This window comes from Streptomyces sp. NPDC006384 (assembly GCF_042870695.1).
GTDB lineage: Bacteria > Actinomycetota > Actinomycetes > Streptomycetales > Streptomycetaceae > Streptomyces.
On the sequence record NZ_JBIAHR010000003.1, the window covers coordinates 187,484 to 199,413 of the forward strand.

Annotated in this window: 10 protein-coding genes; 8 read left to right on the forward strand and 2 right to left on the reverse strand. The window is 71.8% G+C overall.

Translation table 11 applies throughout. The features are described 5' to 3' along the window. Nucleotides 1-15 precede the first annotated feature (15 nt). Nucleotides 16-2,820 carry a penicillin acylase family protein gene (locus ACFYOJ_RS05000; RefSeq protein WP_356554531.1) on the reverse strand — a complete coding sequence of 935 codons (2,805 nt, stop codon included), beginning with the start codon at nt 2,818-2,820 and terminating at the stop codon, nt 16-18. A gap of 260 nt (nt 2,821-3,080) precedes the next feature. Here ACFYOJ_RS05000 and ACFYOJ_RS05005 point away from each other — a divergent pair, with 260 nt between their 5' ends. The 6 genes from ACFYOJ_RS05005 (at nt 3,081) to mscL (ending at nt 8,996) form a co-directional block, all read left to right on the forward strand. Then, nucleotides 3,081-4,643, forward strand: a complete 1,563-nt coding sequence (locus ACFYOJ_RS05005; protein ID WP_356554533.1) for a potassium/proton antiporter — start codon at nt 3,081-3,083, stop codon at nt 4,641-4,643. Between the two features lie 337 nt (nt 4,644-4,980). Then, nucleotides 4,981-6,291 (forward strand): MFS transporter, encoded by a 1,311-nt coding sequence (locus ACFYOJ_RS05010; RefSeq protein WP_356554534.1) that lies wholly within the window; start codon nt 4,981-4,983, stop codon nt 6,289-6,291. A gap of 67 nt (nt 6,292-6,358) precedes the next feature. Next, nucleotides 6,359-6,661 (forward strand): FmdB family zinc ribbon protein, encoded by a 303-nt coding sequence (locus tag ACFYOJ_RS05015; RefSeq protein WP_356554536.1) that lies wholly within the window; start codon nt 6,359-6,361, stop codon nt 6,659-6,661. Between the two features lie 83 nt (nt 6,662-6,744). Continuing rightward, nucleotides 6,745-7,587 (forward strand): S-methyl-5'-thioadenosine phosphorylase, encoded by an 843-nt coding sequence (locus tag ACFYOJ_RS05020; RefSeq protein WP_356554538.1) that lies wholly within the window; start codon nt 6,745-6,747, stop codon nt 7,585-7,587. Nucleotides 7,588-7,886: 299 nt separating this feature from the next. Beyond that, nucleotides 7,887-8,414 (forward strand): RcpC/CpaB family pilus assembly protein, encoded by a 528-nt coding sequence (locus ACFYOJ_RS05025; protein WP_388596209.1) that lies wholly within the window; start codon nt 7,887-7,889, stop codon nt 8,412-8,414. 111 nt (nt 8,415-8,525) lie between these two features. Then, nucleotides 8,526-8,996, forward strand: coding sequence for a large conductance mechanosensitive channel protein MscL (gene mscL / locus ACFYOJ_RS05030; RefSeq protein WP_356554541.1), 471 nt, complete (start codon nt 8,526-8,528; stop codon nt 8,994-8,996). 40 nt (nt 8,997-9,036) lie between these two features. On the opposite strand, the gene ACFYOJ_RS05035 is transcribed toward mscL, so the two are convergent. Beyond that, a complete protein-coding gene (locus tag ACFYOJ_RS05035; RefSeq protein WP_356554543.1) occupies nt 9,037-9,213 on the reverse strand; it encodes a hypothetical protein in 177 nt (58 codons plus the stop codon). Nucleotides 9,214-9,273: 60 nt separating this feature from the next. On the opposite strand from ACFYOJ_RS05035, the gene ACFYOJ_RS05040 reads away from it, so the two are divergent. After that, nucleotides 9,274-10,317: a P1 family peptidase gene (locus tag ACFYOJ_RS05040; RefSeq protein WP_356554545.1), complete on the forward strand. Its 1,044-nt coding sequence runs from the start codon at nt 9,274-9,276 to the stop codon at nt 10,315-10,317. 231 nt (nt 10,318-10,548) lie between these two features. Beyond that, nucleotides 10,549-11,778 (forward strand): Ig-like domain-containing protein, encoded by a 1,230-nt coding sequence (locus ACFYOJ_RS05045; RefSeq protein ID WP_356554546.1) that lies wholly within the window; start codon nt 10,549-10,551, stop codon nt 11,776-11,778. Nucleotides 11,779-11,930: the final 152 nt, after the last annotated feature.

Here is an 11,930-nt window from a genome sequence, read left to right on the forward strand (position 1 = left end):
ACTCCGGTGCCCGTCCTACGGCTTGAGCACCAGGGTGTCGCTCGTGCTGTCGTCGACCGCCTTCTTCGTGAACGCCCACGGCAGCAGTTCGCCCTCGGCCCACTTGTCCGTCTGGTCGGTGTAGTGGTCGTTGTAGGCGTGGCCGGAGGCGCCGGTGAGGTTGATCCACCGCGACTTGTCGAGGTCGCCGAGGTTGACCACCATCCGCATGGACGGCACCCAGACCACCCCGTAGCCGCCCGCCGCGTTCCAGCCGGTGGCGTTGACCGCCGCCTCACCTCCGCTGAGCTTCCACGGGCCGCGGTTGAGGGCGTACTTCAGGAAGCCGGGGCCCTCGGTACCCATGGTCTGGTTCTTCAGGAACAGGCGGTGCAGCCGGCCCCAGTTCCAGGAGTCGATGTCCTTGCCGAGCTTGGCGGTCAGCTCCCAGCGGGCGTCGACCATGGCGCGCTCGAACAGGTCGTCACGGTTGTGGTCGGCGCCCTTGCGGGTGCCGTTGGCGGGCGTCGTCCACCAGTCGCTCTTCGGGTCGTCCATCAGCCGGCGCACGACCTCGAACCAGCGGTCGCCGCCGTCCGGCTGCGCCTGGTCGGCGTCGCGCTGACCGCACTCGTAGACCTTGCCGACCTCGTCGGCGGGCCTGGTGGTGTTGACCGGGTCGACCCACAGGCACTGGCCCTCGACCCGCAGCTCCTTGGGCAGCTTGTTGCCGAAGGCGAGCTTGAGGATGTTGCGCCAGACCGCGTTGAAGTAGGCGGCGGCGGCCGAGTCGGCGTCCTGGGTGTAGTCCCAGCCCTCCAGCAGCTTCTGCGCCTCGCGGACGTCCTTGTCGCCGACGTCGATCTTCAGCAGCTGGGGCACCAGCAGCTTGGCCATCTCGCTGCTGTTGTCCAGCTGCATCTGGCGCATGTCGTCGGTGGAGAGCTTGCCGCCGTCCTTGATCTTCTGCTCGATCAGGGAGGTGATCCGCTGGCTGCGGGTGCCGTAGCCCCAGTCCGTGGTCAGGGTGTACGGGTACTCGTCCTCGTCGACCACGGCCTGGTTGGCGGTGACGATGTAGCCGCGGTCGGGGTTGTACTCGTGGGGCAGTTCGTCCTGGTCGATGTACTCGCCGGTCCAGCGGTAGTCGGAGTCCCAGCCCGGCGCCGGGACGGAGCCGTCGTGGCCCTTGGCGCGGACCGGGATCCTGCCGGGCAGCGTGTAGCCGATGTTGCCCTCGGTGTCGGCGTAGACCAGGTTCTGGGAGGGCACGTCGAACAGGGCCGCGGCCTCGCGGAAGCCGTCCCAGTCCTTGGCCCGGTCGATCGCGAAGACGGCGTCCATCGTGGTGCCGGCCTCCAGCGCCGTCCAGCGCAGGGCGACGCCGTAGCCGTCGGCGCGGTCGGGCGCCGCGGCGTCGACGGTGGCCTTCCTGCCGGTCTTCACCAGCTCGTCGTCGCGGTCGGACAGCAGGGGCCCGTTGTTGGTCTCGCGGACGACGATCGTCCGGGACCTGCTGCCGGCGACCTCGATGGTCTCCTCGCGGGTCTTGAAGGGCACGGTCTTGCCGTCGTACTGGTAGCCGTCGCCGGTGACCTTCTCCAGGTACAGGTCGGTGACGTCGGCGCCGGAGTTGGTCAGGCCCCAGGCGATGTCCTGGTTGTGGCCGATGACGACGCCGGGCATGCCCGCGAAGGTGTAGCCGGAGACGTCGTACTGGCACTTGGCGGAGACGGTGCGGCAGTGCAGGCCCATCTGGTACCAGACGGAGGGCAGCGAGGGCGACAGGTGCGGGTCGTTGGCCAGCAGGGGCTTGCCGGTGATGGTGTGCTCGCCGGAGACGACCCAGGAGTTGGAGCCGATGCCGTTGCCGTTGACGCCGACGGCGGTGGGCAGGTCGTCCAGGACGTTCTGCAGGCCCGCGAGCTGGCTCTCCAGGGCACTTCCGCTGCCGGTGCCGGTGCCTGTGCCTGTGCCGGTGCCCGCGCCGGACGCGCCGGTCCCGCTGCCGATGCCCGTGCCGGTGCCGCTGCCGTCCGTGGAGCCGTCGCCGCCGCCCTGGAACGTCTCGGTGACCTCGTCGTACCGGCCCTCCTGGACGATCGCCTTGTTCCGGTCGTAGGGGTACGCCGGGTACAGGTCGGCGATCTGCTCGGGGCCGAGGCGGCTGGTCATCAGGGCGCGGTCGACCTCGTCCTGCATGTTGCCGCGCAGGTCCCAGGCCATCGCCTTCAGCCAGGCCACCGAGTCGACCGGCGTCCACTCCTGCGGCTTGTAGTCGTTGGTGAAGCCGAGCGCCGCGTACTCCAGGGAGATGTCCGCGCCGTCCTTGCCCTTCAGGTAGGCGTTGACCCCCTTCGCGTACGCCTGGAGGTACTTCTTGGTGGAGTCCGACAGCTTCTCGTCGTACTCCTTCTTCGCCACCCGGTCCCAGCCCAGGGTGCGCAGGAACGCGTCGTTGTCGACCTGGCTCTTGCCGAACATCTCCGACAGGCGGCCCGACGTCATGTGGCGGCGCACGTCCATCTCGTAGAACCGGTCCTGCGCCTGGACGTAGCCCTGCGCCATGAACAGGTCCTCGTCGGAGGAGGCGTAGATCTGCGGGATGCCGTAGCCGTCGCGCTTGACGTCGACCGGGCCCGACAGGCCCTCGAGCGTGAGGGACCCCTTGGTCTGCGGGAAGGAGGCGCGGACAGTGCTGATCGACCAGTACGCCCCGTAGGCGAGGCCGCCGATGACGGCCAGCACCAGCACGAGGGCGAGAAGGCGTGCTTTGCGCCCCTTCTTCCTGCCGGACTTGCCGGGCTGCTGACCCGAAGAGGCGGTGTTGGTGGGGGGCATCGCTGTCCTTGCTGTCCTAACACGAGCGGCAGGGGCGGGCTGTGCTTCGTACTGAGCGCTGGAGCAACTGTAGGCGCAGGGCCCACTCCCCCTTGACGCGGAGTCGGCTACCGCCGCGCACGGACGTTCGATCCCGCCGAGGGGAGCGTCAAGAAATCGTCAAGAGTTAGGTAAGGTAACGAAGTAGTCGGCCGTGGAGTCCCGCGGCCTCGTGTGCCATGTACGCGTGCGCCGTGCAGCCTTGTACTCGTACGCCCCGCATGTGCCTCACGCGCGCGGGCCCCGTGCGCCAGGGAAGGGAACGGCCGCTGACTGTCCACCACCTCAACCAGCTCCTGCTCGTCTGCTCGCTCGTCCTGCTCGTCGCCGTCGCGGCGGTCCGCGTCTCCTCGCGCAGCGGGCTCCCCAGCCTGCTCGTCTATCTGGCCATCGGCATCGCCATGGGCCAGGACGGCATCGGGCACATCCACTTCGACAACGCCGGACTCGTGCAGGTCATCGGGTACGCGGCCCTCGTCGTGATCCTCGCCGAGGGCGGCCTGGGCACGAAGTGGAAGGAGATCGGGCCGGTCCTGCCGTCCGCCTCCGCGCTGGCGCTGGGCGGAGTCGCGGTGAGCGTCGGGGTGACCGCCGCGGGCGCGCACTACCTGACCGGGCTGGAGTGGCGGCAGGCGCTGATCATCGGCGCGGTGGTGTCCTCCACGGACGCGGCGGCCGTCTTCTCCGTACTGCGCAGGATCCCGCTGCCCTCGCGCATCACGGGCACGCTGGAGGCCGAGTCGGGCTTCAACGACGCCCCGGTGGTCATCCTCGTCGTCGCCTTCTCCACGGCCGGCCCGATCGAGCACTGGTACGTGCTGCTCGGCGAGATCGCCCTGGAGCTGGCCATCGGCGCCGCCATCGGGGTCGCGGTGGGCTGGCTGGGCTCGTGGGGGCTGCGGCACGTGGCGCTGCCCGCCTCCGGTCTGTACCCGATCGCCGTCATGGCCATCGCCGTCGCCGCCTACGCGGCCGGCGCCATGGCGCACGGCAGCGGCTTCCTCGCCGTCTACCTGGCCTCGATGGTCATGGGCAACTCCCGGCTGCCGCACTGGCCCGCCACCCGCGGCTTCGCCGACGGGCTCGGCTGGATCGCCCAGATCGGCATGTTCGTGCTGCTCGGCCTGCTGGTCACCCCGCACGAGCTCGGCGACGACATCGTCCCCGCGCTGGTCATCGGACTGGTGCTGACCATGGTGGCCCGCCCGCTGAGCGTCGTGCTGTGCCAGCTGCCCTTCCGGGTGCCCTGGCAGGAACAGGCCCTGATGTCCTGGGCCGGGCTGCGCGGCGCCGTGCCCATCGTCCTGGCGACCATCCCCATGGTGGAGGGCGTCGAGGGCAGCCGCCGGATCTTCAACGTCGTCTTCGTCCTGGTCGCCGTCTACACCCTGGTCCAGGGCCCGACGCTGCCCTGGCTGGCCCGCAAGCTGCACCTGGGCAAGGGCGACGAGGCCGCCGACCTCGGCATCGAGTCGGCGCCCCTGGAGCGGCTGCGCGGGCACCTGCTGTCCGTCACGATCCCCGAGGGCTCCCGGATGCACGGCGTCGAGGTCAGCGAGCTGCGGCTGCCCGCCGGCAGCGCCGTCACCCTGGTCGTGCGGGACGGGAAGTCGTTCGTCCCGCTGCCGACGACGGGGCTGCGGCGCGGCGACGAGCTCCTCGTGGTCGCCACCGACCCCGTCCGGGACGCGGCCGAGGCCCGGCTGCGCGCCGTCGGCCAGGGCGGCAAGCTCGCCGGCTGGCTGGGCACCACGGGGACGGGGACGGGCACGAAGGGCAGGTGAAGGGGCGGGTGAGAGGGGCGGCGGGTGTGCGCTCTCACAGGTCACGGACCCGGTGGTCGCCTGTAGGATGAAGGCCGCATCTGATCGGACCAACTCTGCCTGAAGCAGAGCTGGCGCGACCGTATGGCGGCCGGAACGCCCCGTGAGGCGGGCCCCGGTATCTACCGCAGTCCGCGCAAGAGGACAGCTCTCGGCGCTCCCGGCGCCCCGCACGGCGACAGCCGTGTGGCGTCGGCCACGAGGTCTCCGCCGCACGGCGACAGTCACGGGGCGACGGCCGCAAGGCCACAGCCACGACGCGGGACCGGCGCCACCAGGCGGCAGAAAGGCACGGGCCGTGGCATCCACGGTCACCTCCTCGAAGAAGTCGCCGGAGGGGAAGCGGAAGACCGCCTCCTCCCGCCCCGGATACGGGCAGCTGCTGCGCACCCGCGGCGCCTGGACGTTCCTGCTGCCGGGCTTCGCCGCGCGCCAGCCGTTCGCCATGCTGACGATCTCCCTCGTGCTGCTCGTGCAGCACACCACCGGCTCGTACGGCGTCGCGGGCGCCGTGGCCGCCGTCACCGGTGTCTCCATGGCCCTGTTCGCCCCCTTCGGCGGGCGGCTCGCCGACCGCTTCGGACAGCGTGCCGTCCTGCTCCCCGGCGTACTGGTGCACACCGCGTCCGGCCTGGCCCTGACCGCGCTCGCGCTCACGGACGCCCCCCTGTGGACGCTGTTCGCGGCGGCCGTGCCGACCGGCGCCTCGGTGCCGCAGATCGGGCCCATGGTGCGCGCCCGCTGGGGCGTGAAGCTGGGCGGCTCCCCGCTGATGAGCACGGCCGCGGCCTTCGAGTCCGTCACGGACGAGCTGACCTTCGTCCTCGGTCCGCTGGTGGCGACCGCCCTGTGCACGGGCGTGGACCCGGCCGCCGGCCTGGTCACCGAGTCCGCGCTGACCCTGGTGGGCGGCCTGCTGTTCGCCGCGCAGAAGGGCACCCAGCCGCGGGTCGGCGGCGGTGACGGCGGCCACGAGCGCGCGGAGCACGTCCCGGCGCTGCGCGTGCCCGGCGTGCGCGTACTGGCGGTGATCTTCCTGGGTATCGGTGCGGTCTTCGGCGGCATGCAGGTCTCGCTGGCCGCGTTCACCGAGTCGGTCGGCGAGCCCGGCATGAACGGCGTCCTGTACGGCGTCTTCGCCGCGGGCAACATGCTCTCCGGCCTGGCCTGCGGCGCCATCGCCTGGAAGGCGTCCCCGCAGCGGCGCCTCCTCGTCGGCTACACCGCCCTCGCCCTGACCGCCTCCGGCCTGTGGGCCGCGCACTCGCTGCTCCTGCTGGCCGGCCTCGGCCTGCTCGTCGGCGTGTGCGTCGCACCCGCCCTGGTCACCGGCTACACGCTGGTCGAGGACCTGGTCCCGGCGGGCGCCCGCACAGAGGCGTTCACCTGGCTGACCGGCGCCGTGGCGCTCGGCCAGGCGGCGGCCGTCACGATCGCCGGGCAGCTGGAGGACCGCCTCTGGGACGGCGCCGGATTCCTGGTGCCGATGGGCGGCACGGTGCTCGCGCTGGTGGTGCTGGTGGCCCTGCGCTCGCGGCTGGCGACACCGCCCGGCGGCGGCACGTCCGCACGTGGCGTCGGTCACCGCGGGTCCGCCGCAGTGGACTGATCCTGCGGAATACGTCAGTATGGAGCGTCGTTAGCACTCATCGAGTGAGAGTGCCAGGAGGAAGACAGTGCCGACGTACCAGTACCAGTGCACCGAGTGCGGCGAGGGCCTCGAGGCGGTGCAGAAGTTCACCGACGACGCCCTGACCGAGTGCCCGAACTGCCAGGGGCGCCTGAAGAAGGTGTTCTCCGCGGTCGGCATCGTCTTCAAGGGCTCCGGCTTCTACCGCAACGACAGCCGCGGCAGCTCGTCCAGCAGCTCGCCGGCGTCGTCCTCGAAGTCGTCGTCCTCGGACTCGGGCTCGGGCTCGTCGTCGAGCGCCGGTTCGTCGTCCTCGGCTTCGTCGGCCTCCAGCAGCACCGCCGCGTAAGGCTCCCAGGACTTCCCCCGAGACCCTGTCGTCGTCCGACGACGGGGTCCTCGGCGTTGTACGGGCCCGGCTAGGCTGCGGCCATGGCGAACAAGGCTGACGCCGAGATCGGCGTGATCGGCGGCTCCGGTTTCTACTCCTTCCTCGACGACGTGAGCGAGGTCCGGGTGGACACCCCGTACGGGCCGCCCAGTGACTCCCTCTTCCTCGGCGAGGTCGCCGGCCGGCGGGTCGCCTTCCTCCCCCGGCACGGACGCGGCCACCATCTGCCGCCGCACCGGATCAACTACCGGGCCAACCTGTGGGCGCTGCGCTCGGTCGGCGTGCGCCAGGTCCTCGGTCCCTGCGCGGTGGGCGGCCTGCGCCCCGAGTACGGGCCGGGCACGCTGCTGGTGCCGGACCAGTTCGTCGACCGTACGCGGTCCCGTCCCTCGACGTACTTCGACGGGATGCCGCTGCCGGACGGCACGGTGCCCAAGGTGGTGCACGTGTCGCTGGCCGACCCGTACTGCCCCACCGGGCGGGCCGCCGCGCTGAAGGCGGCGCGGGGCCGGGAGTGGGAGCCGGTGGACGGCGGGACCCTCGTCGTGGTCGAGGGACCGCGTTTCGGGACCCGCGCGGAATCGCTGTGGCACCGGGCGCAGGGCTGGTCGGTGGTCGGCATGACCGGCCATCCGGAGGCCGCGCTCGCCCGTGAGCTGGAGCTCTGCTACACCTCCCTGACCCTCGTCACCGACCTCGACGCCGGGGCCGGGAGCGGCGAGGGCGTCTCGCACGAGGAGGTGCTGCGGGTCTTCGCCGCCAACGTCGACCGGCTGCGGGGCGTGCTCTTCGACGCGGTGGCGGCGCTGCCGGCCACCGAAGAGCGGGACTGCCCGTGCGGGCAGGCGCTGGGCGGGATGGATCCGGGGATCACGCTGCCGTAACAGGTACGGGCACGGGCAACAGGCACGGACGCGGCGGGGCACGGACGCGGCGGGGCGGGGCGTGGCGGTGCGGGGCGTGGCGGTGCGGGGCGCCGTCGGGGCGGGTGTGCGGAACGTCCCGTTCGGGTGAGGGGGTTTTCCCCGACCGGCCGGTGGTCCACAGGCTCCGGCGGAAGACGGCGTGAGGCCCCATCGTGGGTGGGCAAGCCGTTCCCCCGTCACAGGTGGTGGTCACCGTGTCCCGTTCCGCCGTTCCCTTCCCCCTTCCGCTCGGCGCCGACACGCCGCCCGTCCGCGAGGTGCCGCTCTTCGATCCGGTGCGGGTGCGCGGCGGACGTCACGGGCTGCACCGGCTGGTGCGGCAGCGGCGGCGGGCCGTGGCCGCCGGGCTCGCGGTCACCGCGGCGGCGCTGGTGGCGGCGGGCCCGCTCCCGGGCGCCCGGGACGCGGGCGCGCAGGGCGCCGGCCGGGCGCGCGGGCATCCGGTGGCCGACGGGGCGCGTGAGCGGCCGGCCGCGCGGACGGTGGCGGCGCCCGTAAGGATCGCCGACGCCGCGACGGTGCGGCTGCTGGCGCCGGGCGACCGGGTCGACGTCGTCGCGACCGAGGACGGGGCGGGTGGCGTGGGCGGCGACGCGTCGGTGATCGCACGAAGTGCTCTGGTGGTGAAGGTGCCGAAGCCGGCGGAGGCGGCACCGGAAATCGCGGCGCCGGAGACCGCGGCGCCGGGTGCCGGGGCGCTGGTCGTGCTGTCGGTGCCGCCCTCGACCGCGCACCGGCTGGTCGGCGCGGGAAGCCGGGCGCGGCTGGCGGTGACATTGTGCTGACAATGTCAAGTCCCTCGATGGTGTCAGTGGATTGGACAGCACTGCCCGGCATCGGCATAGGTTGCGGAGCGTTTTGTTCCACAACCTGTTCATGTGAGGAGTGCCGTCGAGGTGAGCGAGAAGAGGGAATCGAGCGTCCTGCAGGGCTTCAAGGCCTTCCTGATGCGCGGGAACGTCGTCGATCTGGCGGTCGCGGTGGTCATCGGCGCCGCCTTCACCAACATCGTCAACTCGGTGGTGAAGGGCATCATCAATCCGCTGGTCGGCGCGTTCGGCACGCAGAACCTGGACAGTTACAGCTCCTGTCTCAAGGGCCCGTGCACCGGTACCGGCGACAGCGCGACCGGCGTCCGGATCCTGTGGGGCTCGGTGCTCGGCGCCACCCTGTCGTTCCTGATCACCGCGGCGGTCGTCTACTTCCTGATGGTGCTGCCCATGTCCAGGTACCTGGCCCGCCAGGAGGCCCGCCGCAAGGCGCGGGAGGGCGCGCAGGAGGTCGTCGAGATGTCCGAGCTGGAGGTGCTCAAGGAGATCCGCGACGCGCTGGTGGCGCAGCGCGGTGCGGGCCACGACCGTTCGTAGGGGGACGGGACCGCCGACGACGGACGGTCGCCGGCGCGGCTCACAGGTGGTGGGGCGGCTTCTCGTCCAGGAAGCGCTTCAGATCGGCCGCGCCGTCGCTCTCCTGCCGCTCGCCCCACCCACGGTCGGTGTCGTCCGAGGACTGCTGGTCGAGCGGGTCGTCGAAGACCAGCGCGGGCTTCGGCGTGCGCGGCTCGGGTGCGGGCGTGGTACTCATCCCTCCAGGGTACGGCTCTCCTTCCCGCCGTGAACGGCGGAGCTTCCACGGAGGAGACCCATGACTGTCGACGCACTGACGGACGTCCCCGGGATCCGCGTCGGGCATGCGACGCGCACCGGCGGCGGGTGGCTCACGGGGACGACGGTGGTGCTGGCGCCAAAGGGCGGGGCGGTCGCCGCGGTGGACGTGCGCGGCGGAGGCCCCGGCACCAAGGAGACCGACGCGCTCGATCCGCGCAACCTGGTGCGGGAGGTCGAGGCGGTGGTGCTGACCGGCGGCAGCGCCTACGGGCTCGACGCGGCGTCCGGTGTGATGGCCTGGCTGGAGGAACGGGGACGCGGAGTACGCGTCGGGCCGGACCCGGCGCACGTGGTGCCGGTGGTGCCCGCCGCCTGCGTCTTCGACCTGGGGCGCGGCGGTGACTTCCGGGCCAGGCCGGACGCGGCCACCGGCCGGGCTGCCGTCGAGGCGGCCCACGCGAGCGCGCCGGGCGCGCCCGTGGCCGAGGGCTGTGTCGGGGCCGGCACGGGGGCCGTGGTCGGTCTCCTGAAGGGCGGGATCGGCACCGCGAGCACCGTGCTGGACTCGGGGATCACGGTGGCCGCGCTGGTGGTGGCCAACGCGGTGGGCTCGGCGGTGAATCCGGAAACGGGAGTGCTGTACGGGGAGTTGTTCGAGGGACGGCGTGTGGCGTATCCGGCGGCGGACGTGCACGAGGCGGCGCGGCGGCGTCTCGCCGAGGCCGCGGCGCGGAACGCACCGCCCCCGCTCAACACCACGCTCGCCGTGGTCGCCACCGACGCCGGCCTGTCCAAGGCGCAGGCGCAGAAGCTCGCCGGCACGGCGCACGACGGCATCGCACGCGCCGTACGGCCGGTGCATCTGCTCAACGACGGGGACACGGTCTTCACCCTGGCGACCGGGGACCGTTCCCTGGACGAGGGGCGGCCGCTCGGGTTCAACGAGGTGCTGGCGGCGGGCGCGGACGTGGTGACCCGGGCGATCGTGCGCGCGGTGCGCGCCGCCGTACCGGTGGACGGACCCGGCGGGACGTGGCCGTCCTACGGTGAGCTGTACGGAGGCGAGGGCGGGGTGCCGTAGCGAGGACGGGCGCCGGGGAGCCACAGCCGCCGCCGCAGCAGTCGCGGGCGGAGCAGGCACCGGGCGGGGGTGGGCACGGGGCGGGGGTGGGCAACTGCTCGTCGGGGGAGGGCCTTTGTCGCGATTCTGTCACCGATCGGCTTTTCCGATGGTCGGTGGGAACCTCGCCGGCCGCCCGTCACCTCTCCAGGGCTGAAGCGAACAGCACCTCATGCGAACCTGGAGCAGCCCGTGACAACGCCGGACATGTCAGCGCGACGCGCACTGGTGGCCTGTGCCGCCCTGGTGGCCGGTGCCCTCACCCTCACCGCCTGCGGCGGCAGCGCGAGCGCCGGCGCCGAGGGCGACGGCGCCGGCAAGGACGGCGCCGGCTCGGTCAGGACCTCCGCGGCGAAGGTCGTGATCTCCGCGAAGGACGGTTCGACCGGCGCGTCGATCAACGCGACCGGCGTGAAGGTCACCGACGGCAGGCTGACCGAGGTGCGGATGACGGTGGCGGGCACGGGCGCGTCCGTACCGGGGACGCTGTCCGCCGACGGCACGAGCTGGAAGCCGAAGGAGCAGCTGGAGCGCGGCACGAAGTACCGGATCAGCGCGAGCGCGAAGGACACGAACGGGCTGCCGTCCGCGGCCGACGCGACCTTCACCACCGTCTCCCCGGCCAACAGCTTCATCGGCACGTACACCCCGGACGAGGGCACCACGGTGGGCGTGGGCATGCCGGTGTCGTTCAAGTTCGACAAGGAGATCAGCGACAGGAAGGCCGTGCAGTCGCACATCACGGTCACCTCCAGCAGCGGGCAGAAGGTGGTCGGGCACTGGTTCGGCTCGCAGCGGCTCGACTTCCGTCCCGAGGAGTACTGGAAGGCCGGCTCCAAGGTCACGATGAAGATCGACCTGGACGGGGTGGAGGGCGCGAACGGCGTCTTCGGCGTGCAGAAGAAGACCGTCACCTTCACCGTGGGCCGTTCACAGGTCTCCACGGTCGACGTCGACACGCAGACCATGACGGTCGTACGCGACGGCAGGACACTCAAGTCGGTCCCGATCTCCGCGGGCAGCGCCGAGAACCCGACGTACAACGGGCAGATGGTGATCTCCGAGAAGTCCCTGCAGACGCACATGGACGGCTCGACGGTCGGTTTCGGCGGCGAGTACGACATCCCGGACGTGCCGCACGCGATGCGGCTGAGCACCAGCGGCACCTTCATCCACGGCAACTACTGGTACAGCAAGAGCAACCCGCCCTTCGGCGCCCAGGGCACCAGCCACGGCTGCATAGGTCTGCGGGACGTCCAGGGCGGCCGGGGCGACACACCGGGCAAGTGGTTCTACGACAACTCCCTCGTCGGAGACCTCGTGATCGTCAAGAACTCCCCGGACGACACCATCAAGCCCGACAACGGCCTCAACGGCTGGAACATGGGCTGGGGCGAGTGGGTCGCCGGCAGCGCTGTCTGACCGCGCCGGCACCCCTTTGACCACGGCTTCCTGACGGTTCATCGGGTCGCGCGGGAACCCCTCGCGCGGCCCGCGCGTTTTTCGTGCGTACGTTTTCCCGGTTCCCGGACACGATGTCCGACCGAGGGGCTACGGTATGCACCCACAAGGTG